Genomic DNA, 23,091 nt, shown 5'->3' on the forward strand with positions numbered 1-23,091 from the left:
GCCCAGGCCATGAGGGAGGGAGGTGACCGTGGACGCCCTGATCGACTCGATCCCCCGGTTCGTCGACGGCTTCGAGATGACGCTCCTGCTCGCCGTGGTCTCGGGGGCGCTCTCCCTCGTCCTAGGTGTCGTCCTCGCAGCGCTGCGCGTCGCGCCGCTGCGGAGCCTGCGCGTGGTGGCCACCGTCTACGTGGAGACGGTCCGCAACACGCCTCTGACTCTCGTCTTCATCTTCTACGTCTTCGTCCTGCCGACGCTGGGCTTCGTGCTGCCGCTGGGCCGGGTCCCCGCGATCATCGCGCTGACGACGTACACCTCCGCCTTCGTCTGCGAGGCGGTGCGGTCCGGGATCAACAGCGTGAGCACCGGTCAGGCCGAGGCGGCGCGTGCGATCGGGCTGGGGACGGTGGCCACCCTGCGCCTGGTCGTGCTGCCGCAGGCGCTGCGCAGCGTCGTGCCGCCCCTGATCAACGTGCTCATCGCACTGACGAAGAACACCTCGGTCGCGGCCGGGTTCGCGGTCATCGAGCTCACCTCCACCGGACGCTCGCTGGCCCGGGACAACCCCTCTGACGTCCTGCTGCTGCTCGGCGGCATCGCGGTCTGCTACCTCATCATCACCATCCCCGCCGGCCTGGCGGCCGGTGCCGTCGAACGCAGGGTGGTGTTCAGCCGATGAGCGGTTCTGTCCTCTACGACGCGCCCGGGCCCCGGACCCGCAGGATCGAGCGGCTGGCGTCGATCGCCCTCGCCGTGGTGATCGTCGCGGTCCTCGCCTGGCTCGTGGTGTCCCTCGCGCGCCGTGGCGTGCTCGACGACCGGTGGGAGGTGCTCACCGACCCGCCCAAGCAGCAGACCGCGTCCGACGTGTGGCGTTCGCTGATCGTGGTCGGGCTCGGGGCGACGCTCCGAGCGGCGGTGGTCGCCGCTCCGCTCGCCCTCGTGCTGGCGCTGGTGCTCGCGGTGCTGCGCACCTCTCGCTTCGCCATCGTGCGGCGTCCTGCTGTGGTGGTCATCGAGGTGCTGCGCGGCATGCCCGTGCTGCTCATGATGTTCTTCGGGCTGCTGGGGTTCGGTCTGTCGTCCTTCGAGGCGGTGGTCTTCGGCCTCACGCTCTACAACGCCGCGATCATCGCGGAGATCCTGCGGGCCGGGCTCATCGCCCTGCCCCACGGCCAGGTCGAGGCGGGGATCTCGATCGGCCTGACCCGCGGTCAGACCCTGAGGATCATCGAGCTGCCGCAGGTGGTCCAGCTCATGCTGCCCAGTCTCATCAGCCAGTTCGTGGTGCTGCTCAAGGACAGCTCGCTCGGCTTCATCGTCGGCTACGGGGAGCTGCTGTCGGTGATGAAGAACAACTACAGCTTCTTCGGGGACACGTCCCGGCTCCCGCTCTTCGTCGTCGTCGTCGGGATCTACCTCGTCGTGAACATCACGCTGTCCCGCATCGCGGTGTACACCCAGCGCCGCCTCTCCTCGCGGATTGCGACACCCGTCGACGACTTGACGGTCGTGCGATAGAGGCCTGCGTCAGGTGGTGGCGTCAGCCAGCCTGCGTCAGGCAGCCTGCGTCAGCCGGCTGTGGCGGTCGCCCGCAGCTCGCGCACCACGGTGATCGAGACCTCACCCGGGTAGCTGAGGTCCGTCTCGATGTGCTTGGCAATCGTGGCGGCCAGCCCAGGCAGGTCCTCGTCGGAGACCTCGTGGGGCTCCACGACGACGCGGACCTCGTGCCCGCTGGCCATGGCCAGCGCCTTGCGGACCCCGGTGTGGGCGCTCACGAGCTCCTCGAGCTGCTGCATCCGCTCGACGTACCGGTCGAGGTCGTCGCGGCGGGCACCTGGTCGGGCTGCCGAGCACGCGTCGGCGGCCTGCACCAGCACCGCCTCGACCGAGGTGGCCTCGACCTCGCCGTGGTGGGCGGCCACGGCGTTGACGACCACGGCAGACTCCATCGCGCGTTCCACCAGCCGCGCCCCGGCCGTCGCGTGGGACCCGACCGACCCGGCGGGCAGTCCCTTGCCGATGTCGTGCAAGAAGGCTGCTCGCCGCGCGAGCTCGACGTCTGCGCCGATCTCGGCTGCCATCGTCGCTGCGATCAGGGCAGACTCGACGCTGTGCTCGAGGACGTTCTGGGAGTAGGAGGAGCGCAGCCGGAGCCGCCCCATGGCCTCGATGAGCTCTGGGGCCAGGCGGTGCACGCCGCTGCGGTCGGCGGCGTCGTGGCCGGCAGCGACGGTGCGCGCGGGTGCGCCGTCGAGGGCCTGGGCGTAGGCGGCCTCGATCCGTTGCGGATGGATGCGCCCGTCGTCCATGAGCAGCCGCATGGTGACCTCGGCGACCTCACGGCGCTCAGGATCGAAGCAGGACAGCTGGACGGACTCGGAGTCGTCCTCGAGCAGGACGTTGACCCCCGTCACCGCCTCGAAGGTGCGGATGTTGCGCCCCTCCTTGCCGATGATCCGTCCGCGCATGTCCTCTGCCGGGAGGGGCAGCACCGTCACTGCCGCTGCCGAGCTGGTGGGCACTGCCAGGCGCTGGACTGCGGTAGCCACGACGTGCCGGGCGCGGGCGTCTGCGCGGGACCGCGCTGCCGCCTCGACCCGGTGCACCGAGGCAGCTGCGTCCTGGACGGCCTGCTGGCGCATCTGATCGACGAGGCGGGCGCTGGCCTCCTCCTGGGAGAGCCCGGCGACGACCTCGAGCTCGCGCACCAGCCGTGCGTGCAGTCGCGCCCGTTCTTGGGCGGACTGGACGGTCAGGCGTTCGACCTCGGCCGCGCGGGCCTCGGCCTTCTCGGCCAGCTCCTCAGCCCGAGAGCGCTGCTTGTCCAGGCGACGCTCGCCGGCTCGCACCTCGTCCATGCGCCGCTGTGACTCGGCGTCACGCTGCTTGGTGGTCTCGCGGAGGTCGGCCACGTCCTCGGCGGCCTGGGCGCGCACGGCGGCGGCCTCTCGGCGAGCGACCTGCACGAGCAGCAGCGCCACGAGCGAGGTCCCGAGGAGTGCTAGGAGGACTCCGAGCTCACCTGCGGACATGCCCTCACCTGCTCCCGTGATCTCCGATGCCACCGGCACCCTGCTTGGACCCGACCCATCATGGCTGACCTGCGGGTCGTGTCCGGGTCAACACACCGTGCGGCCGCCATGCGGTCGGCCAGGCCGATCAGAGGCTAGACGTCCCACTCACGGTCAGCGTCGTCGCCTTCCTCGGCGAGGGCTGCGCGGATGCTGGTCATCGCGATGCCCGGGGAGTAGCCCTTGCGGCCGAGCGCCCCGAGGGCGCGTCGGATCCGAACCTCGGGGCTCAGCCCAGCGGTGCGGCGCAGGCGACCACGGGCCAGCTCCAGGGCGGCCTGGCTCTCGTCCTCGTCGTCGAGCTGGTCGAGCGCGGCCTCGGCCACCGGACCGGAGATCCCCTTGCGGTTCAGCTCCTGGGCGATCGCGCGACGGGACTGCTTCTTCTCGGCGAAGCGGGTCCGCACGATCATCGCCGCCAGCTCGCCGTCGTCGAGCAGGCCCACCTGCTCAAAGCGGTCGAGGAGCCGCTCGGTGATGGACTCGTCCACCCCTTTGGCCGCCAGCCGCTGAGCCAGCTGCGCGCGGCTCTTCGGTGCGGCGGTCAGTATTCGCAGCGCCAGCTCGCGGGCGTGCTCTTCCTGCTCAGCCAGGCTGGGAGGTGGCGCGGGGGCCACGTCCGGCTCCTCTTCCCCAAGAGACTGTGGACGGGACCCCCGCGTCGACTGGCGCATCGGACTCAGGCGTCAGCCTTCTTGGACTTGGCTGCGGCACCGGCCTTGGCGGCAGGGGCTGCCGGAGCTCCCTCGGCGGGCGCGTCGACGCGGGCGCCGATGCCGAGCTTCTCCTTGATGCGCTTCTCCAGCTCGTTGGCGAGGTCCGGGTTGTCCCGGAGGAACCCACGAGCGTTCTCCTTGCCCTGTCCGAGTTGGTCACCGTCATAGGTGAACCAGGACCCCGACTTGCGCACGAAGCCGTGCTCCACGCCCATGTCGATCAAGCCACCCTCGCGTGAGATGCCCACGCCGTACAGGATGTCGAACTCGGCCTGCTTGAAGGGCGGGGCCATCTTGTTCTTGACGACCTTGACGCGGGTGCGGTTACCGACCGGCTCGGTTCCCTCCTTGAGGGTCTCGATGCGTCGGATGTCCAACCGGACCGAGGCGTAGAACTTGAGCGCCTTGCCACCGGTGGTGGTCTCGGGCGAGCCGAACATGACACCGATCTTCTCGCGCAGCTGGTTGATGAAGATGGCGGTCGTGCCGGACTGGCTCAGCGCACCGGTGATCTTGCGCAGGGCCTGGGACATGAGTCGAGCCTGCAGGCCGACGTGGCTGTCACCCATCTCGCCCTCGATCTCCGCCTTCGGCACCAGGGCCGCGACGGAGTCGATGACGATGACGTCGATCGCGCCGGACCGGATGAGCATGTCGGCGATCTCGAGCGCCTGCTCCCCGGTGTCCGGCTGGGACACCAGCAGCGCGTCCGTGTCCACGCCGAGCTTCTTGGCGTAGTCAGGGTCGAGAGCGTGCTCGGCGTCGATGAAGGCGGCGATGCCACCGTTGCGCTGCGCGCTGGCGACAGCGTGCAGGGCGAGAGTCGTCTTACCGCTGGACTCCGGTCCGTAGATCTCCACCACGCGACCGCGCGGCAGTCCGCCGATGCCGAGCGCGACATCGAGAGCGATGGATCCGGTCGGGATGATCTCGACCGGGGCGCGTCCCTCGTCACCGAGACGCATGATCGAGCCCTTGCCGAAGTTGCGGTCGATCTGGGCGAGGGCCGCTTCGAGGGCCTTCTCGCGATCTGCTGGTGCGGGCATGTCTGCCACCTCTACGTCTGGGAGCGGTATCCCGCTCGGTGTGGTGCCTTGAGTTCTACGGTCTCGACGTTACGTCGAGCCTCTGACATTGCCGCCGGCCCGCCGCGACCGTGTGGACGGCGCTCGACCTGATCGACCTGTGTTCCATGATAGCCGAACATCTGTTCGAGGGCTATCGCCTCGGCGGTGTCTGCGTGGGCCGGTCAGCGCGGCGGCGGGGCCTGGCGGTTGACGTCGGTCCCCCAGCGGCGCGCGTCGGGCACGTCCATCGCGTCGCACAGGGCGTGCCAGACCACCCGGGGCTCCACACCGTCCTCGATGGCCTGTTCCACCGTGCGCTCACCGAGCGCGCTCAGCACCTGGTCAGCAGCCAGGGTGCGCCCGTAGGCGGGCCCGAAGACCTCGTCGACCAGCTGCCAGAACTCTCGATTTCGCACGCTCTAGGGTGCCACGGCACACGGCCTGCGGTCACCCTGTCTCGCCCCCGGTGCCCGTCTGGCGACAGCCCCGAGGCCCTCACCTCGGCCTTCAGGCTCCCTCTGTCGGTGGTTGCGGCAACAATGGCAGGGTGCTGACCGACCCGGACGACCAGATCAACCCGGCGCTGCTCCGTTTCGCCCCCGCGACAGCCGCCTGGTTCTCCCGTGCCCTCGGGTCCCCCACCCCGGCCCAGGCCGGTGCGTGGGCAGCCGTGGCCGCGGACCACCATGCCCTCGTCGTCGCACCGACCGGGTCGGGCAAGACCCTCGCCGCCTTCTTGTGGGAGCTGGACCGCCTGCTCGATGCCGGCGCCCCCGAGCCGGCACCGGCGCGCCGGTGCCGGGTCCTGTACGTCTCCCCGCTCAAGGCCCTCGCCGCCGACGTCGAGCGCAACCTCCGTGTTCCCCTCGCGGGGATCGCCGCCACGGCCGCCCGGCGCGGGGAGGACATCCGCCCGGTGACGATCGGCATGCGGACCGGCGACACCCCGCCCGCCGAGCGACGCCGCTTCGCCGTCGCCCCGCCGGACATCCTCATCACCACCCCGGAGTCGCTCTTCCTCATCCTCACCTCGGGCGCACGCGCGGGGCTGAGCGGGGTGGACACGGTCATCGTCGACGAGATCCACGCTGTGGCCGCGACCAAGCGCGGTGCGCACCTGGCAGTGTCCCTGGAACGGCTGGACGAGCTCACCGACGCCCCCGTCCAACGCATCGGCCTGTCCGCCACGGTCACCCCGGTCGAGGAGGTCGGACGGTTCCTGTCCGGGCAGCGGCCCGTGGCCGAGGGCGGGCGGCCGGTCGACGTCGTGCAACCAGGGTCGTCCAAGACCATCGAGATCGACGTCGTCGTCCCCGTGCCTGACCTCGGGGACCTGCGCACAGCGCCCACCCGCCCCGCACTCGGCGGCGTGGACGCATCCGCCGCACGGGCGGTGGGCGCCGGCCCGTCGCCCACCGTGGAGCCGGCTACGGAGCTGGCAGCGGCGCCGGCAGCGGGAGGCGCTCGCCCGGTCCGGCCCTCGGTGTGGCCGCACGTGGAGGAACGCGTCGTCGACCTCGTCGCCCAGAACCGGTCCACCCTCGTCTTCACCAACTCTCGGCGCGGCGCCGAGCGCCTGACCACCCGGATGAACGAGGTCTGGGCCGAACGTCAGGGCGAGGAGGTCAGCGACCCCGGCGAGCGTCACACGGCCGAGATCCAGGCACAGTCGGGAGCCTCGGCCGGCGTTCCCGCGGTGCTCGCCCGAGCCCACCACGGCTCCATGAGCCGCGCCGAGCGCACGCTCACCGAGACCGAGCTCAAGGAGGGCCGCCTGCCCTGCGTGGTCTCCACCTCCTCGCTCGAGCTGGGCATCGACATGGGAGCCATCGACCTCGTCGTCCAGATCGGCGCTCCGCCCTCCGTGGCCAGCGGCCTGCAGCGGGTGGGTCGAGCCGGGCACCAGGTCGGCGCGGTCTCCCGCGGTGTCGTCTTCCCCATGCACCGCGGCGACCTGGTTCCCTGCGCAGTCATCGCCGAACGCATGCGCGCGGGCACGATCGAGGCGCTCACCCCGCTCAACAACCCGCTCGACGTGCTGGCCCAGCAGATCGTGGCCATGGTGGCGGTGCAGGACCGCACGGTCGACGAGCTCGGTCAGGCGCTGCGCCGGTCGGCACCTTTCGCCGCCCTCGGTGACGGTGTGCTGCACGCCGTCCTGGACATGCTCTCTGGCCGGTATCCGAGCGAGGACTTCGGTGAGCTGCGAGCGCGCCTGGTCTGGGACCGCACCACGGGCGTCCTGACGGCGCGCCCTGGCGCCCTGCGGCTCGCTGTGACCTCCGGAGGGACCATCCCTGACCGTGGGCTCTACGGCGTGTTCCTCGCGGCCGGGGCCGACGGCACCGACGGCACCGGAAGCGACCGACGTGCGCGGGGCGGCAAGCGGGTCGGCGAGCTGGACGAGGAGATGGTCTACGAGTCGCGGGTGGGAGACACCTTCACCCTCGGGTCGAGCACGTGGCGCATCGAGGAGATCACCACCGACCGGGTGCTGGTCACCCCGGCACCCGGGGTGCCGGGCCGGCTGCCCTTCTGGAAGGGCGACTCCCCCGGTCGCCCCGCCGAGCTCGGCCGGGCCATCGGCGCCTGGCTGCGCGAGGCGGCCGCGGTGGTGAGCCCCGTACCGCCGCGGGCAGCACCAGAGCCGATGTCAGAGCCGGCACCGCCGTGGCCCGGGCTCGACGCGTGGGCCGGCGACAACGTCACCTCCTACCTCCGGGACCAGATGGCCGCCACAGGCGTCCTGCCGGACGACCGCACGATCGTCGTCGAGCACTTCCGCGACGAGCTGGGTGACTGGCGGGTGGTGATCCACTCCCCGCACGGGGCGAAGGTCCACGCGCCCTGGGCCCTGGTCCTCGCCGCGCGGATCCGTGACCGCTTCGGGGTCGACGCGGCGGCCATGCACTCTGACGACGGGATCGTGCTGCGCCTGCCCGACCTGGACGCGGTGGAGGCCGGACGCGAGCCGGGGCTGGGGGCCGCACTGACCGGCGGCGGCCAGCGCAGGACCAACGCGGGCGGCTCTGCCACCGGCGTCAGCGGCCTCACCGGCGACCGGGTGGTCCTCGACCTCCCCGACCTGCTCATCTCCCCCCAGGAGGTGCAGGACGAGGTCCGTGGCGAGCTCGGGCAGTCGGCGTTGTTCGGCGCCCGCTTCCGCGAGGCTGCGGCCCGTGCCCTGCTCCTCCCGCGGCGACGACCCGACCGGCGCCAGCCGCTGTGGCAGCAGCGCCAGCGCTCAGCGCAGCTGCTCGCCGTGGCCTCGGCCTACCCGGACTTCCCGATCGTCTTGGAGGCCGTGCGCGAGTGCCTGCAGGAGGACTTCGACATCGCCTCCCTCACCGCCCTCATGGCGGAGATCGAGGACGGCCGGGTGCGCATCGTGGAGGTCACCACGCCGGCGCCGTCGCCCTTCGCCCAGTCCCTGCTCTTCGGCTACACCACGCAGTTCATCTATGACGGCGACGCGCCTCTCGCCGAGCGACGCGCCGCCGCCCTGACCCTCGATCCTGACCTCCTCGCCGAGCTGCTCGGGCAGGACGGCCAGGCGCAGATCGCGGACCTGCTCGACCCCGAGGCGGTGCTGCGCACGGAGGCGGAGCTGGGCGGGCTGGCCGAGGAGCGGCAGGCGTCGAGCGCCGAGCAGGTCTGGGACCTGCTCCACCGGATGGGTCCGTTGACCTCCGCCGAGGTCGCCGCGCGGACCCGCGCGACGGTGCGCGAGGAGGTCGCGCCATGGCTGGCACAGCTGGAGGACGACCGACGCGTCTTCCGTGTCGTGAGGACGGACAGCTCGGCTCCCGGCGGCCGGACGCCCGCCGTCACTCCTGGTTCCAGCGAGGGTGAGGACCTGTGGGCGGTGGCCGAGGACGCCGGGCGGCTGCGCGACGCCCTGGGCACCGCCGTCCCGGCCTGGATCCCGCCTGCCCTCGCCGCGCCGGTGCCCGACGCGCTGGGTGACCTCGTCCGACGGTTCGCCCGGTCCCATGGCCCCTTCACCGCCCGTCAGCTCGCCGCGCACCTGGGCGTGGGAGTGGCCGTGGTGGACCCGGTCCTGCGCCGCCTCGTCGCCGCACGCACCGTGATCACCGGGCGGCTGCGCCCCGACGAGCTCGGCGGCACCAGCGAGGACTTCTGTGACGCTGACGTGCTGCGCACCCTGCGGCGGCGGTCCTTGGCCGCGCTACGCGCAGACGTCTCCCCGGTGCGTCAGGAGACGCTCGGTGCATTCCTGCCCCGGTGGCAGTCGGTGGGTGAGCTGCGCGGAGTGGACGGGCTGTACCGAGCCATCGAGCAGCTGACCGGGGCAGCGCTGCCCGCCTCGGCCGTCGAGTCCCAGATCCTGCCCGCCCGTGTCGTGGACTATGTCCCCGCCATGCTCGACGAGCTGACCGCCTCCGGTGAGGTCCTGTGGTGCGGGCACCGCGAGCTTCCCGGGAACCGGGGCGGCACGGATGCTCTCATCAGCCTGCACCTGGCAGCCTCCGCGCCGCTCACCCTGCCGCCCATCGACCCGGAGCGCACTGCCGCCGTCCGCTCTGACCTCCACGTACGCCTGCTCGAGCTGCTCACCGGCTCCGGCGGGTTCTTCCTCGGCCTGCTCACGACCGCGGTCGGGGCGGGAGTCAGCGAGACGCTCTCCGCGCTGTGGGACCTCGTCTGGGCAGGCCTGGTCACCAACGACGGGCTCGGTCCGGTGCGCAGCCGACTGGGTCACCGCGCTCCCGGGCGGCCGAGCGTCCGCCCGCGCCCGCTCGGACGGCGCCCGCACCTGGCCTCGTTGCTCCCACCGGCCGGCTCCCGGGGCGCGGGAGGCACCGGGGCCGCCTCCCTCGCGGGCGAGGCCGGCGGCGGGCGGTGGTCTGCCCTGCCTCCCCGGGAGACCGACCCGACGCTGCGCACCCACGCCCAGGCCCTGGTGCTGCTGGAGCGGCACGGCGTGCTCACCCGCGCAGTGGCTCCCTCGGAGAACGTCGCCGGGTCCTACGGGGACATCTACCGCGTGCTGGCGGCGCTGGAGACGGCCGGACAGGTCCGCCGCGGGTACTTCGTCGAGCACCTGGGCGGGTCGCAGTTCGCTCTCGCCGGAGCGGTGGACCGGCTCCGCGAGGCAGACACGGACCTGGACGCCGAACGCAGCCGCGACGACCGTCGGACTGCGACGTGCCTGGCAGCGACAGACCCGGCTAATCCCTACGGCGCGGCGCTGGCCTGGCCGGTCCCGGGCTCCCCCGGACCGGCGGCCAGCGACGACGACGCCTCCGCGGACGACGCCTCCGCCGACGACGCGGACGCTGACGCAGCGACCACGCACCGGCCGGGGCGAAAGGTCGGCGCGACCGTCGTGCTCGTCACCGGTGAGCTGGTCCTCTACCTCGAGCGGGGCGGTCGCAGCCTGCTGACCTTCACCCGCGAGCAGACCGTGCTCGATGCCGCGGCCCGAGAGCTGGCGGCAGCGGTCACGGCAGGACGCCTGGGCACCATCCGTCTCCAGCGGCTCGACGGGCAGGACGCCCTGCAGGGCGCCTCGGGGGCGGCTCGCCCGCCGGCGCTCGAGGCCGTGCTGCGTGCCGGGTTCCGGGTGACCCCAGCCGGCGTCCGTCTCGGTCGCTGACGCGGCCCCAGAGACCGGCCCGAGAGACCGGCCCCAGAGACGACTGAACCCCGCGCCTTGTGGGCACGGGGTTCAGGGTGGTTCTGTGGATCAGGACTCAGCCGATCGGCTGGAGGTCCTTGCCCGCGTGACTCAGTCCGCGGTCGTGGCGGCCCATGGCCGCGAGGTCTGCGGGAACCGTGTCGGGGATGACAAGGCCCTCAGCGATAGCGATCCGGTCGCTGACCTCACGCAAGATGAGTGAGAGCGGACGGTCGAGTGCTTCGCAGATCGAGCCGAGCAACTCCGACGAGGCTTCCTTCTGACCGCGCTCGACCTCGCTCAGGTATCCGAGCGAGACGCGAGCCGCCGAGGACACCTCTCGGAGCGTCCGTCCCTGCAACTGTCGGGCATCCCGGAGAACATCTCCGATCTCCCTACGTAGTAGAACCATCTGACGACCCCCTCTCGTGTCCTGTGCTTCGTGTGGTCCAGCAACCGTCACCGTTGAGAGTGTCTTGGGGTTCTCGGAGATGACTGATGTCTTCCTACCGTACCCTGACTGCCCTGCAACAGGCCCTTCGGAGGCCTTCGTGGTCCCAAACCTTGACCTTTTCATCACATGAGCTGGGCGCTCTGCGCTGCGATTGTTCATCACATCTTGTCCAACGTCGCAGGCGTCGACCTTGTTCCCCGGGCTGCTCCGGGGCGCTCCGGCACCCCGTGGGCGGACATCACAGGCCCTCCCGTCATGTGCTGACGACGTCGCGGAGCAGGGCCAGCGCGGCCTGCACCGTCGCGGCTCGCACGGCAGCCCGGTCACCGTCCAGCACGAGGGCACGCACCTGCGAGAGGCCTCCGCGGACGTCGACGGCGACGAAGACGGTGCCGGGCGGCTGACCGTCCTGCGGGTCCGGACCGGCCACCCCGGTCGTGGCGACACCGACGTCGGCCCCGAGCCGGTCCCGGACACCGGCGGCCATCTGCAGCGCGACCTCGGGGTCCACCGCGCCGCGCGAGTCGAGCAGCGCCGGGTCGACGCCCAGCAGCGCGGACTTCAGATCGGTTGCGTAGGCGACCACAGCGCCCCGGAAGACGCTCGAGGCTCCGGGGACGTCGACCAGCGTGGCGGCGAGCATGCCGCCGGTGAGGGACTCTGCCACCGCGAGGCTGCGCCCAGCCCGGCCCAGCGACGCCAGCACCTGGGCCGCCGTCGCATCGACCGGCACGGCGTTCACGCCTGCTTCGTCGCCTTGGCGGACCTGCTGACCTGGACGCCCTTGATGACGTAGTCGACGCCGGTCACCACGGTCACGGCGAGAGCCAGGCCCATCACCGCTGCCCCGATCCAGGTCACGAACTCCGGCAGATGGTCGATCGGCAGCAGCAGGATCGCGATGGCCACCGACTGCAGGACCGTCTTGAGCTTGCCTCCGCGGGAGGCCGGCATGACGACGTAGCGGAGCATGAAGAACCGCATCGCGGTGATCCCCAGCTCGCGGACGAGGATGACGATGGTCACCCACCACCACAGGTCACCGAGCACCGACAGCAGCACCAGGGCGGTGCCGATGAGCACCTTGTCCGCGATGGGGTCGAGGATCTTGCCCAGGTCGGTGACGAGGTTGTTCTTGCGGGCGAGATACCCGTCCAGGCGGTCTGTCGCTGCGGCGAGCCCGAAGATCGCGGTGGCCACCAGCCGCCAGGTGACGGTGTGCCCGCCGTCGGCCAGCAGCGCCCAGGCGAAGACCGGGACCATGGCGATGCGCGCCATGGTGATGATGTTCGGGGCGTTCCACGGCGAGGGCTTCTGTGAAGTCACCCCCCCAGCCTAGGCGCACTTCCCGCAGTTCAGACGCACGAACCAGTATGGTCAGCGCGTGAACAGACGGCATGCGCGCGCGCACCGCACCCGCCCGTGGGGCTCCCTCCTCGTGAGCGGCGTGGTCGCAGCGGCGGTCGCCGCGTCCACCGCCGTGGCCCTCCAGCCTGGCGATGCGGCGCCCCAGGCCGCGCAACAGCCCACCCCGTCGTCGTCCACCCTGCCCAGCACCGGGTCGGTCACGCCGGAGCCGACGGCCCCAGCGCCGCTGCCCAGCTCGGAGCCCGCGCCTCTCCCCGACGCGGAGTTCACGATCGTGGCTGCTGGCGACGTGCTGCCGCACGTCCCCGTGCTGCGATCGGCCGGCAGCGGCGACGGCTACGACTTCTCCCCCCTGCTCGCCGCGCTCGATCCCTGGATCGCCGGGGCCGACCTGGCCCTGTGCCACTTCGAGGTCCCGGTCGCTCCGGCGGGCGTGGCGCCGTCCGGCTATCCCCTGTTCGGGACCGTCGCCCAGCTCGTCGAGGACCTCGCGGGCCAGGGCTGGGACGGCTGCTCGACCGCGTCCAACCACTCGGTCGACCGCGGCTTCGCTGGCCTGACCGCGACGCTGGACGCCTTCGACGCCGCAGGGCTGGGCCACGTGGGCACCGCGCGCACCGAGGGCGAGGCGCTGCAGCCTCAGCTCTACGACCTGGAGCGTTCCGGCCAGACGATCACCGTCGCCCAGCTCGCCGCCACCTACGGGACGAACGGGCTCCCCGTCCCGGCGGACGCTCCGTGGTCCGTCCAGCTGGTCGACGCCGACCAGCTCGTCGAGCAGGCGCGCGCGGCACGGGAGGGTGGTGCCGACCTCGTGGTGGTGAGCGCCCACATCGGCACCGAGTACCGCACCGCACCGACCCCGGAGCAGGTCGAGCTGGCGACGGCGCTGGCGGCCTCGGGCGAGATCGACCTGTACATCGGCCACCACGCGCACGTGCCTCAGCCGATCGAGCTGCTGGGCGGCGGCCGCGACGGCGCCGGGATGTGGGTCGCCTATGGGCTGGGCAACATGATCTCCAACCAGGACGCCGGCTGCTGCGTGGCCGAGAGCGCCTCGGGCTTGCTGCTCACCGCGCGCGTCGTCAAGCCGTCAGACGGTCCCGCGCGGGTCGCCGCGGTCGAGTGGACCGGTGTGAGCGTGGACCGCGTGGCAGGCCACCGCATGCAGCTCCTGCACGACGCCGCAGCGACCGGGGCAGGCACGCTCTCCACCGCGCAGTGGCAGGCCCGCTACGACGCGCTCCGTGAGGCTGTGGGCGCCCAGGCGCCCGAGCGGACCACACCGGCGTCGGCGACCGGGGACGCCGCGACCGTCGTGCCCCGCATGCCGCCCGGCTGACCGGGCGTCACAGCAGCACAGCAGCACAGCGGCCCCACGACCACAGCAGCGCGGTCAGCGCGGTCAGCGCACCGGCCCGGTCCACCCGTCGTCGTCGGTGTCAGCGCTGTCGTGATAGTCGACGGCCTCGGGCGGCATCCCCGCGTTGATGTCCTCGTAGCCGTGGGCCGACGGGGCGTCGTCGTAGTCCCGGGACGACGCGGCGCTCGCCGGAGCCTGCGCCGGGGCGTCGCCGCTGCCCCCGCGCAGCATCTCCAGCGTGCCGGGCAGGTCGTCGGGCTGGACGAGCACGTCGCGGGCCTTGGACCCCTCGGAGGGACCGACGATCTCCCGGGACTCGAGCAGGTCCATGAGCCGCCCCGCCTTGGCGAAGCCGACCCGCAGCTTGCGCTGCAGCATGGACGTCGAGCCGAACTGGCTGGTCACGACGAGCTCGGCGGCCTGCAGCAGCAGGTCGAGGTCGTCTCCGATGTCCTCGTCCACCTGCTTCTTCGTCGCGACCACCGTGACGTCCGCCCGGTAGACCGGCTTGAGCTGCGCCTTGACGTGCTCGACGACCGCGTGCACCTCGCTCTCCCCCACCCAGGCGCCCTGGACACGGATCGGCTTGGAGGAGCCCATCGGGAGGAAGAGCGCGTCACCCTGACCCACGAGCTTCTCCGCGCCCGGCTGGTCGAGGACGACTCGGGAGTCGGCGAGGGACGAGGTCGCGAAGGCGAGCCGTGAGGGCACGTTGGCCTTGATGAGACCGGTGACCACGTCCACGCTCGGACGCTGGGTGGCCAGCACCAGGTGGATGCCGGCGGCACGGGCGAGCTGGGTGATGCGCTGGATGGAGGCCTCGACGTCGCGCGGGGCGACCATCATGAGGTCGGCGAGCTCGTCGACGACGACGAGCAGGTAGGGGTACGTGGCAATCTTGCGCTGCGACCCGGGCAGCGGCTTGATCTTGCCGGCCTTGACCGCGACGTTGAAGTCGTCGATGTGCTTGTATCCGAACATCGCGAGGTCGTCGTAGCGGGCGTCCATCTCGCGGACCACCCACTCCAGCGCCTCCGCGGCCTTCTTGGGGCTGGTGATGATCGGGGTGATCAGGTGCGGGATGCCCTCGTAGATGGTCAGCTCGACGCGCTTGGGGTCGACGAGCACCATGCGGACCTCCTCGGGCGTGGCCCGCATGAGGATCGAGGTGATCATCGAGTTGACGAAGCTCGACTTTCCGGCGCCGGTCGCACCGGCCACGAGGATGTGCGGCATCTTGGCGAGGTTGGCCACGACATAGCCGCCCTCGACGTCCTTGCCGACACCCATGATCATGGGGTGCTCGCTGCGGCGGGCGACGGCCGAGCGCAGCACGTCCCCGAGCACGACGGTCTCACGGTCGGTGTTGGGGATCTCGATGCCGATCGCGGACTTGCCCGGGATCGGGGACAGGATCCGCACGTCAGCGCTGGCGACCGCATAGGCGATGTTCTTGCTCAGTGCGGTGACGCGCTCGACCTTGATCCCTGAGCCGACCTCGACCTCGTAGCGGGTGACCGTGGGGCCACGGGTGAACCCGGTGACCTTCGCGTCGATGTCGAACTGCTCGAAGACACCCGTCAGGGACTCCACGACGCGGTCGTTGGCGGCTGAGCGGAGCTTGTGCGGGGCTCCCTTGACGAGCACGTCCTCGTCCGGGAGGACGTAGACGGTGTCGCCGTCGAGCATGGGCTGCTCCCCGCGCGGGAGCGCCGTGGTGGGCGGGGCGTCGAGGGTGCGGTCAGGGACGGTGGCGATCGCAGCGGTCTCGGCGTCGCCGGAGCTGCGCCGATCGGCGCCTGCTGCCTCGCCGAGGTGATCGGTCTCCGGCTCGGCGTAGACGTCAGCGGGGTCGCCTGCGTCGGCGGTCCGCCCGGAGCGGGCGGGCCGGGCGGCACGCGCGGAGCGTCCCGCCTGTTCCTCGAGCACCGCTGTCTCGTGGAGCTCGCGCTCGAGGGCGGCTGCCCGCTCGAAGGCCTCGTCCCCGACGTACCCGCCAGGCAGCAGCTCGGTCGGCTCGTCGTCGGTGGGTTCGCTGCGGGGCTTGCGGGCCAGCTTCATGCGGCGTCGCGGCTTCGTCGCGACCTCTTCGGTGCCGTCGTGGCGCAGCACGCCCTCGGCCAGGTCGAGCCCGTCGTCGTCGCTGTCCGCGGCGGCCTCGGCAGCCGCACGGTCGTGGCCGGTGAGCCGGTCGTAGACGCCGCGCAGACGTTCGGGGATCGCGTGCACCGGGGTCGCGGTCACCACGAGCACGCCGAAGAAGGCGAGCAGCAGCAGCACCGGGATCGCGAGCCACACCGTGAGCAGAGACACCAGCGGCTGCCCGACGGCGAAGCCGACGATCCCGCCGGCCACCCGCAGGCCCTCGAACCCGTCTCGCACGTCCGGGCTGCCGGACTTGATGTGCACGATCGCGCAGACGGCGAGGGTGATGGCGGTCAGCCCGATCGTCATCCGGGAGGTCGCCTCCCGCTTCTCGGGGTGACGCATGATGCGCACGGCCATGCCGAGCAGCAGCAACGGCATCACCACCGCGACGACGCCGAAGGTCCCGGCCACCACGACGTGCAGCGCGAGCCCGGCCGTGCCTTCCACGCCCCACCACTCCCGGGCAGCGATCACCAGTGCCAGGGCGAGGAGCAGGAAGGCCAGCCCGTCCCGGCGATGGGCAGGGTCCAGGCCGCGAGCATCGCGGCCGACCCGTCGTGCTGTTCCGCCCACGAGGTGTGCAACTCCCATCCATGCGCCGCGTACGGCTCTGATCGGCCACGGACGCTGGGCTGCGGGAGCCTTCGCGGTGGCCGGCTTCTTCGTCGTGTTCTTCGTCGCCGGACGACCGGCGGCTGGTCTCCCCGCGGCCGGTCTCCCGGCAGCCGACTTCCCCCGCCCGCCCGCGGGCGTGCTCGAACGCTGGGAAGGAGTTGCTCGGGAGGCCATGGGAGCCAATCTAGTCGCGCGGCACGGCCCGCGAACGGATTCACCGGGTGCGTGTTCGTCTCACCTCACGCGCACGAGGGGCCGCCTGCGACGCAGGCGGCCCCTCGGTCGGTGTGAGCGTGCAGGTCAGGATAGGGCGAAGTACGCCTCTTCGTCGTCCCACCACAGCTCGACGCGCCACACGCCGCCAGCGACCTGGTCGGTCGGGACGGTCACGCACAGGTTCCCGGAGGCCGAGGCGTCGGTGTAGAGCTCCTGGTACAGGTCGAGCTCGTTGGGCAGCGTCGCGTAGTTGCACTTGTCGTCGTAGGTGGTGCCCGCGGCGCTGACGAAGACCCACTCCAGGTCCCCGACGGAGCTGCGGTCATCACCGGTGAAGGTCACGGTGGCCGGAGCCATGACGTAGGACGTCCCGGCCTCGGGCGCGTAGTACTCGCCGGCCACCGGGGAGATCTCAGCCCAGGCGTCCGGGTTGGTCGCGCCGAGCGAGACCGTCCAGGTGCTCAACGTCGCCGCCGCGCCGGCCGCGAGCGGCTCGCCCCGGGTCCCGTTCGCGCCGGGCGCAGCGGAGGCCGAGGCGCTCGCCTCGTCGCTCGGCTCCTCGCTCGGCTCCTCGCTGGGCTCCTCGGACGGTTCCTTGCTGGCCTTCTCCGAGGCCGTCGGCTTCGACGACTTCTCCGACTGCGAGCTGGCCTTGGTGTCGTCGCCGCCGATGACTCCGGTCGCGATGAGCACCCCGAAGATCGCGAGCAGCGCCACGACGGCGATGATCACGGGGATGAGCCACTGCTTGCCGCCAGACGGCGGCCCGGCGGGCGGGAAGCCGTCCGGACCGGTCGGTCCACCCTGCCACGCACCGGGCTGGGGCTGACCGCCCGGGGCCGCGCCGAAGCCGGCGGGCGCGGGAGCGGAGGTCGCATAGCCGGCGGGGCCGCCGAACGCTGCCGGTCCACCGAAAGCCGGCGGGGCGGTGTCGGGAGCCGAGACGTGCTTGTCGAAGGACGGGGCGTCCTGCTGGGACGGGAGCGGCTGCGTGGCCGAGGCGTCCGGCGCGGCGAAGCGGGAGACGTCTGGAGCGCCGGGGGCCGGTGGCACGGGAGGCGCGGGCGGGACGGCGGAGCCGGCGGTCGTGGCGGCGTCGTCGATCCACAGCTGCCATCCGGGCGGGGGCGGCGGCCAGGACGGGTCGGGAGCCCATCCGGGGGGCGGCGTCCAGCCCTCGGGAGCAGGCGGCCATCCCGGCGGTGGATTGAAGCGAGCAGCCATGAAGGCCCCTTCCAACAGCGGCGCGCGGTGCGCAGGTGACGTCGACGTCGTGCGGCGACAGCCGGAGGGTTGGTCCGGCTGGTCTGCGAAGACCGGGATCAGGCTACACGGAGGCGCCTGCCACATATGCACTCATCAGGCATGACACGAGGGGGAGGACTCCCCATCGACCCCACCGGGATGCTCGGTCACCACTCGCACCCGGGTGCGGGCGCGGTCACACTGCGGTCACACCGCAGTGACCACCGAGACGATCATCGGCCGACGCCGCAGGCTCCCCCACACCCAGCGGCCCACCGCTCGGCGCATGGTCTGCTGCAGGAGATGGACGTCGATGGCACCAGGGGTCGAGACCGCCTCGATGTCCGTGACGATCTGCGCCCGGATGTCGGTGAACACCGCCTCGTCCTCGGCGAATCCCCGGGCGACGACCTGCGGTCCCGCGGCGACGAGTCCCGTCTCCTCGTCGACGACGACGAAGAAGGACACGAAGCCCTCCTCCGCCAGCACCAGGCGGTCCTTGAGGTCGCTGCTCGAGAGCAGCCCCACGCTCGACCCGTCGACGTAGACGTGCTCGCTGGGCACCGAGCCCACGACGGTCGCGACGCCGTCGCGCAGGTCCACGACGACACCGTCCTCCACGAGCACGACCCGCTCGGGCGCGACGCCGCTGGCGATCGCCAGCCCGGCGTTGGCCACCAGGTGACGGGGCTCCCCGTGCACCGGCATGACGTTCTTGGGGCGGACCACGGTGTAGCAGGTGAGGAGCTCGCCGGCGCTCGCGTGACCGGAGACGTGGACCTTCGCGTTGCCCCCGTGCACCACCCGCGCGCCGAGCCGGGTGAGGCCGTTGATCACCGCGAAGACCGAGTTCTCGTTGCCGGGGATGAGCGAGGAAGCCAGGATCACCGTGTCCCCGGGTCCCACCCGGACCTTGTGCTCGCCCCGGGCGATGCGCGACAGCGCGGCCATCGGCTCCCCCTGTGAACCGGTGCACATGAGCACCACCTCGGAGCTGCTCAGCGCCTCGGCCGCGGTGGCGTCGACGAGCAGCCCGTCAGGCACGTGCAGGTAGCCGAGCTCAGCCGCGAGCCCCATGTTCCGCACCATCGACCGGCCCACGAAGGCGACCCGGCGCCCGTGCCGGGCGGCGGCGTCGAGCACCTGCTGGACGCGGTGGACGTGGGAGGCGAAGGAGGACACCACGATCCGCTGGTGTGAGCTGGCGAACACCGCGTCCAGCACCGGCCCGATCTCCCGCTCCGACGCCAGGAAGCCGGGGACCTCGGCGTTCGTGGAGTCGACCATGAATAGGTCCACCCCCGTCGCGCCGAGGCGGGCGAAGGCGGCCAGGTCGGTCACCCGCCCGTCCAGGGGCAGCTGATCCATCTTGAAGTCGCCGGTGTGCAGCACCGTCCCGGCCCCGGTGGTCACCGCGACCGCGAGCGCGTCCGGGATCGAGTGGTTGACCGCGACGAACTCGCAGGAAAACTCCCCCAGTGCGGCGGTCTCCCCCTCGGTGACCACCTGCAGCACCGGGGCGATGCCGTGCTCGACGAGCTTGGCCTCGACCAGCGCGAGGGTGAGCCGCGAGCCCACCACGGGCAGGTCCGGGCGCAGACGCAGCAGGTAGGGCACCGCGCCGATGTGGTCCTCGTGCCCGTGGGTGAGGACGACGGCCTGGGCGTCTTCGAGGCGGTCGGCGATCCAGGTGAAGTCCGGCAGGATGACGTCGACGCCCGGCTGCCCCTCCTCGGGGAAGAGCACCCCGCAGTCGATGATCAGCAGCTGACCGCCGTACTCCAGGACCGCCATGTTGCGGCCGATCTCGCCGAGCCCGCCGAGGGCGACGACCCGCAGGGTGCCGTCAGCGAGGGCGGGCGGGGGCGCGGTGGGGCGGGCGAAGGTGGGCACGGTCAGACGAGCCCGACGCCGCGCAGCGCCTTGCGGACCAGCTCGGTCTCCTCCGTGGTGGCCGGCACCTGGGGCAGGCGCAGCGTCATGGTCGGGATGAGGCCGAGCTCGACCAACGCCGCCTTGACCATGACGACGCCGAACCCGGCGCCCATGATCGCGTCGATGACCGGCACGAGGGCGGCGAACTGGGTGGCCGCGGCGGCGGTGTCGCCGGCGCGGAAGGCTTCCCCGATCGCTGCCAGCTGCGGACCGACGACGTGCCCGACGACGGAGACCAGGCCCACCGCGCCGTGGGCGAGGAAGGCGAGGTAGAGGGCGTCGTCCCCGGAGTACCAGGCCAGGTCGGTCCGGGACATGTTGGCGACGGCGCCGTAGACGTCACCGGTGGCGTCCTTGACCGCGACGATCTTCTCGTGGGCGCTGAGGCGCTCGTAGGTCTGCGGGGCCAGGCGCACGCCCGAGCGTCCGGGGATGTCGTAGAGCATGACCGGCAGGTCCGTGGAGTCCGCGATGGCCACGGTGTGCTGGTAGATGCCTTCCTGGGAGGGGCGTGAGTAGTACGGGTTGACCACGAGCAGGCCGTGGGCTCCGGCCTCGGCGGACTGCTCGGCCATCCGGATGGAGTGGTCGGTGTCGTTGGACCCGGCGCCGGCGACGATGACCGCGCGGTCACCGACCGCGTCGACGACCGCGCGCACGAGCTCGGCCTTCTCGGGGGCGTGAGTGGTCGGCGACTCCCCTGTCGTGCCGTTGAGCACGAGCCCGTCGTGGCCGTTGTCGACCAGGTGGCGGGCGAGGGTGACGGCCGCGTCCAGGTCGAGGGACCCGTCCGCCGTGAAGGGCGTCACCATCGCGGTGAGCAAGGTTCCGAAGGGCTGGGTCTGCGTGGAGGGAAGCGCCATGGCACAAAACTACCGTGAGCACGGGCTGTGCGTGCGCCTGCTCAACACGCCGACCATCCAGGTCGTCGCAGATCAGGACAACAGACCGATACCCTGTGCAGCGCCCCGCCAGTCGACGGGCCGGGCGCCGTGTCCCCGAGGCCGTGTGGCCGTCACGTCGACATCTCTGGAGGACTCCCCGTCATGGCGCACGTCATCAGCCGCCGTCAGCTGCTCGGCGCCTCCGCGCTGAGCGCGGTCTCCGCATTGGCCGTCATGGGAGCCGCCGGTCCGTCTTCTCCCCTGCGCCCGGCCCGCAAGTCCCCCACCGACCGCGTCCCACCGCGGCGGGAGACGTCGACCGCGCCGGCCCGGACCGAGGTGTTCTGGCGGGTGAGCACGGCCGACAAGCTCGTCGCACTCACCTTCGACGACGGCCCCGATCCTCGCTGGACCCCGCTGGTCCTGGACGCGCTGGCCGACCACGGCGCCCAGGCCACCTTCTTCCAGATGGGCGACGCCGTGCGGGCGCACCCGGCGGTGACCGAGGCGGTCCATCCAGCCGGGCACGAGGTGGCCAGCCACTCCGCGCGCCACACCGACCTCACCGACCTCAGCTATGACGAGCTGTGGGACAACCTCACGCTCACTCACGAGGCGATCACCGACGTCACGGGCACGCCACCCACGCTGCTGCGGCCCCCGTACGGACGGATCGACTCCCTGGGCCTCTTCGCCGCGGCTGAGCTCGGGTACCAGGTCGCCCTGTGGTCCCACCACCTGCCGACCTGGGACGCGGAGGCCAAGGTCGATCTCGACGTCGCCACCGCCAGCCCGGGCACGATCATCTTGTGCCACGACGGCCGCGGTACGCCGGAGGAGGCGCTGTACGTGGCGGTGCGGCGCCTGCTCAGCGAGCTGACGGCGGACGGGTACGCCTTCGTCACCGTCTCAGACCTGCTCGCCGCATCGCAGTCGGTCGCCGTCTAGGTCAGCTCAGGCTGTGCGCGTGTAGCGCAGGAAGCGGTAGCGCACCCTGGAGGCAGCCACCCGCCAGCCGTCGCTGTCGACGGCGTCGTCGGGCCCATAGCCTGCCAGCAGCGGTTGAGGCGCCCACTCAGCCCCGATCACCGGGGCGAAGGCATCCCCGGGGACGTCGAGGTCGATCTCGGTGACCATGAGGAGGTCGGCGTCGTCGATGGTGGCTGCGTAGATCTGCGCCCCGCCCATGACCCACGTGCGCCCTGGGCCGGCCGCGGCGCGCCCGGCCTCGATCGAGTCCACCACGAGGGCGCCGGGCGCCTGGTAGCCCGCCTGGCGGGAGACCACGACGTTGGAGCGGCCGGGCAGCGGCCGGAAGCGCTCAGGCAACGACTCCCACGTCGCGCGGCCCATGAGGACCGGCGCGCCGGCCGTGGTGCGCCGGAAGTGGGCGAGGTCCTCGGGCAGGTGCCAGGGCATGACGCCGTCGGCGCCGATCACCCCGGCGCGGGCCTGCGCCCAGACCAGGGCGAGGGAGTCGCTCACACCGCCACCGTCGCCTTGATGGCGGGGTGGTGGAGGTAGTCGGTGACCTGCACGTCGTCGAAGCCGTAGTCGAAGAGCGAGGCGGCCTTGCGCAGCTCCAGGCGCGGGAAGGGGTACGGCTCCCGGGAGAGCTGCTCGGTGACCTGGTCGAGGTGGTTGTCGTAGATGTGGCAGTCGCCACCGGTCCAGATGAAGTCCCCGACCTCCAGGCCCACCTGCTGGGCGACCATGTGGGTGAGCAGCGCGTAGCTGGCCACGTTGAAGGGCACGCCCAGGAAGAGGTCGGCGGAGCGCTGGTAGAGCTGGCAGGACAGCCGCCCGTCCGCGACGTAGAACTGGAAGAAGGCGTGGCACGGCATGAGGGCCATGGCGTCGAGCTCGGCGACGTTCCAGGCCGAGACGATCATCCGGCGTGAGTCCGGGTTGGTGCGCAGCGTCTGCAGCACCTGGGTGATCTGGTCGATGTGCTGGCCGTCCGGCGTCGGCCAGGAGCGCCACTGCACGCCGTAGACGGGACCGAGGTCGCCGTCGGCGTCGGCCCACTCGTTCCAGATCCGGATGCCGTTCTCCTGCAGCCACGCCACGTTGGACTCCCCGCGCAGGAACCACAGCAGCTCGCCCACCACGGACTTGAGGTGGACCTTCTTGGTCGTCACGAACGGGAAGCCCGCGCGCAGGTCGAAGCGCATCTGGTGGCCGAACACGCTGCGGGTACCGGTCCCGGTGCGGTCGGACTTGGGAGTGCCGGTCTCCATGACCAGACGCAGGAGGTCCTCGTACTGGGTGGGACGGGGTGCATCGTGGGGAGCGCTCGTCATGGCTGCCATCCTAGATCGCACCGGTCTCCCCGCACGCACGCGACTGCCCCGCGGCGCGG

General features: G+C 71.8%; 18 protein-coding genes. 5 read left to right on the top strand and 13 right to left on the bottom strand.

Annotation, left to right across the window (positions count from 1 at the left end; all coding sequences use genetic code 11):
- Positions 1 to 28: 28 nt before the first annotated feature.
- Together SS2_RS09740 and SS2_RS09745 are read left to right on the top strand one after the other, a co-directional pair.
- Positions 29 to 679, top strand: coding sequence for an amino acid ABC transporter permease (locus tag SS2_RS09740; protein WP_066463867.1), 651 nt, complete (start codon positions 29 to 31; stop codon positions 677 to 679).
- Complete coding sequence (locus SS2_RS09745) at positions 676 to 1,521, top strand: amino acid ABC transporter permease (protein ID WP_066463511.1); 846 nt, start codon at positions 676 to 678, stop codon at positions 1,519 to 1,521. Before SS2_RS09740 ends, SS2_RS09745 begins: the two co-directional genes overlap by 4 nt.
- A gap of 50 nt (positions 1,522 to 1,571) precedes the next feature.
- On the opposite strand, the gene rny is transcribed toward SS2_RS09745, so the two are convergent.
- From rny to SS2_RS09765, 4 genes are all read right to left on the bottom strand, one after another.
- Entirely contained in the window at positions 1,572 to 3,038 is a 1,467-nt protein-coding gene (rny, locus tag SS2_RS09750; RefSeq protein WP_066463868.1) for a ribonuclease Y, read from the bottom strand.
- A gap of 134 nt (positions 3,039 to 3,172) precedes the next feature.
- Positions 3,173 to 3,694, bottom strand: a complete 522-nt coding sequence (locus SS2_RS09755) for a regulatory protein RecX (RefSeq protein ID WP_066463516.1) — start codon at positions 3,692 to 3,694, stop codon at positions 3,173 to 3,175.
- A gap of 62 nt (positions 3,695 to 3,756) precedes the next feature.
- Positions 3,757 to 4,839, bottom strand: a complete 1,083-nt coding sequence (recA, locus tag SS2_RS09760; RefSeq protein ID WP_066463518.1) for a recombinase RecA — start codon at positions 4,837 to 4,839, stop codon at positions 3,757 to 3,759.
- Positions 4,840 to 5,042: 203 nt separating this feature from the next.
- Complete coding sequence (locus SS2_RS09765) at positions 5,043 to 5,276, bottom strand: DUF3046 domain-containing protein (RefSeq protein ID WP_066463520.1); 234 nt, start codon at positions 5,274 to 5,276, stop codon at positions 5,043 to 5,045.
- Positions 5,277 to 5,431: 155 nt separating this feature from the next.
- Here SS2_RS09765 and SS2_RS09770 point away from each other — a divergent pair, with 155 nt between their 5' ends.
- Complete coding sequence (locus SS2_RS09770; protein WP_157607295.1) at positions 5,432 to 10,480, top strand: Lhr family helicase; 5,049 nt, start codon at positions 5,432 to 5,434, stop codon at positions 10,478 to 10,480.
- 97 nt (positions 10,481 to 10,577) lie between these two features.
- Here the strand turns inward: SS2_RS09770 and SS2_RS09775 are convergent, their stop codons facing one another.
- The 3 genes from SS2_RS09775 to pgsA form a co-directional block, all read right to left on the bottom strand.
- The gene (locus tag SS2_RS09775; protein ID WP_066463521.1) at positions 10,578 to 10,913 is read right to left on the bottom strand and encodes a helix-turn-helix domain-containing protein; all 336 of its coding nucleotides are present in this window, start codon (positions 10,911 to 10,913) and stop codon (positions 10,578 to 10,580) included.
- Positions 10,914 to 11,208: 295 nt separating this feature from the next.
- Positions 11,209 to 11,697 (bottom strand): CinA family protein, encoded by a 489-nt coding sequence (locus tag SS2_RS09780; RefSeq protein ID WP_439646300.1) that lies wholly within the window; start codon positions 11,695 to 11,697, stop codon positions 11,209 to 11,211.
- The gene (gene pgsA / locus SS2_RS09785) at positions 11,694 to 12,281 is read right to left on the bottom strand and encodes a CDP-diacylglycerol--glycerol-3-phosphate 3-phosphatidyltransferase (protein WP_083942103.1); all 588 of its coding nucleotides are present in this window, start codon (positions 12,279 to 12,281) and stop codon (positions 11,694 to 11,696) included. Before pgsA ends, SS2_RS09780 begins: the two co-directional genes overlap by 4 nt.
- A gap of 58 nt (positions 12,282 to 12,339) precedes the next feature.
- Here pgsA and SS2_RS09790 point away from each other — a divergent pair, with 58 nt between their 5' ends.
- Positions 12,340 to 13,665, top strand: a complete 1,326-nt coding sequence (locus tag SS2_RS09790; RefSeq protein WP_066463525.1) for a CapA family protein — start codon at positions 12,340 to 12,342, stop codon at positions 13,663 to 13,665.
- A gap of 63 nt (positions 13,666 to 13,728) precedes the next feature.
- Here SS2_RS09790 and SS2_RS09795 read toward each other — a convergent pair whose 3' ends face one another.
- The 4 genes from SS2_RS09795 to dapA all read right to left on the bottom strand — a co-directional run bounded on the left by SS2_RS09795 (position 13,729) and on the right by dapA (position 20,708).
- On the bottom strand, positions 13,729 to 16,425 hold the full coding sequence (locus SS2_RS09795) for an FtsK/SpoIIIE family DNA translocase (RefSeq protein ID WP_066463526.1): 2,697 nt from the start codon (positions 16,423 to 16,425) through the stop codon (positions 13,729 to 13,731).
- Between the two features lie 324 nt (positions 16,426 to 16,749).
- Positions 16,750 to 17,889 (bottom strand): hypothetical protein, encoded by a 1,140-nt coding sequence (locus tag SS2_RS09800; protein ID WP_157607284.1) that lies wholly within the window; start codon positions 17,887 to 17,889, stop codon positions 16,750 to 16,752.
- A 228-nt stretch (positions 17,890 to 18,117) separates the two neighbouring features.
- Positions 18,118 to 19,809 (bottom strand): ribonuclease J, encoded by a 1,692-nt coding sequence (locus SS2_RS09805; protein ID WP_083942105.1) that lies wholly within the window; start codon positions 19,807 to 19,809, stop codon positions 18,118 to 18,120.
- A complete protein-coding gene (dapA, locus tag SS2_RS17755; protein ID WP_066463532.1) occupies positions 19,806 to 20,708 on the bottom strand; it encodes a 4-hydroxy-tetrahydrodipicolinate synthase in 903 nt (300 codons plus the stop codon). Before dapA ends, SS2_RS09805 begins: the two co-directional genes overlap by 4 nt.
- A 183-nt stretch (positions 20,709 to 20,891) precedes the next feature.
- Here dapA and SS2_RS09815 point away from each other — a divergent pair, with 183 nt between their 5' ends.
- Entirely contained in the window at positions 20,892 to 21,677 is a 786-nt protein-coding gene (locus tag SS2_RS09815; RefSeq protein WP_066463535.1) for a polysaccharide deacetylase family protein, read from the top strand.
- A gap of 6 nt (positions 21,678 to 21,683) precedes the next feature.
- Here SS2_RS09815 and SS2_RS09820 read toward each other — a convergent pair whose 3' ends face one another.
- Positions 21,684 to 22,214, bottom strand: coding sequence for a dihydrofolate reductase (locus SS2_RS09820; RefSeq protein WP_083942106.1), 531 nt, complete (start codon positions 22,212 to 22,214; stop codon positions 21,684 to 21,686).
- Positions 22,211 to 23,032, bottom strand: coding sequence for a thymidylate synthase (locus SS2_RS09825; protein WP_066463537.1), 822 nt, complete (start codon positions 23,030 to 23,032; stop codon positions 22,211 to 22,213). Before SS2_RS09825 ends, SS2_RS09820 begins: the two co-directional genes overlap by 4 nt.
- Positions 23,033 to 23,091: the final 59 nt, after the last annotated feature.

The organism is Sanguibacter suarezii NBRC 16159 (genome assembly GCF_001552735.1).
Lineage (GTDB): Bacteria > Actinomycetota > Actinomycetes > Actinomycetales > Cellulomonadaceae > Sanguibacter > Sanguibacter suarezii.

Excerpts from the sequence above, each read along its gene's own strand:
- SS2_RS09745 (WP_066463511.1), top strand. The coding sequence starts at position 676 with ATGAGCGGTTCTGTCCTCTACGACGCGCCCGGGCCCCGGACCCGCAGG.
- rny (WP_066463868.1), bottom strand. The coding sequence starts at position 3,038 with ATGTCCGCAGGTGAGCTCGGAGTCCTCCTAGCACTCCTCGGGACCTCG.
- recA (WP_066463518.1), bottom strand. The coding sequence starts at position 4,839 with ATGCCCGCACCAGCAGATCGCGAGAAGGCCCTCGAAGCGGCCCTCGCC.
- SS2_RS09775 (WP_066463521.1), bottom strand. The coding sequence starts at position 10,913 with ATGGTTCTACTACGTAGGGAGATCGGAGATGTTCTCCGGGATGCCCGA.
- SS2_RS09795 (WP_066463526.1), bottom strand. The coding sequence starts at position 16,425 with ATGGGAGTTGCACACCTCGTGGGCGGAACAGCACGACGGGTCGGCCGC.
- SS2_RS09800 (WP_157607284.1), bottom strand. The coding sequence starts at position 17,889 with ATGGCTGCTCGCTTCAATCCACCGCCGGGATGGCCGCCTGCTCCCGAG.
- dapA (WP_066463532.1), bottom strand. The coding sequence starts at position 20,708 with ATGGCGCTTCCCTCCACGCAGACCCAGCCCTTCGGAACCTTGCTCACC.
- SS2_RS09815 (WP_066463535.1), top strand. The coding sequence starts at position 20,892 with ATGGCGCACGTCATCAGCCGCCGTCAGCTGCTCGGCGCCTCCGCGCTG.
- SS2_RS09825 (WP_066463537.1), bottom strand. The coding sequence starts at position 23,032 with ATGACGAGCGCTCCCCACGATGCACCCCGTCCCACCCAGTACGAGGAC.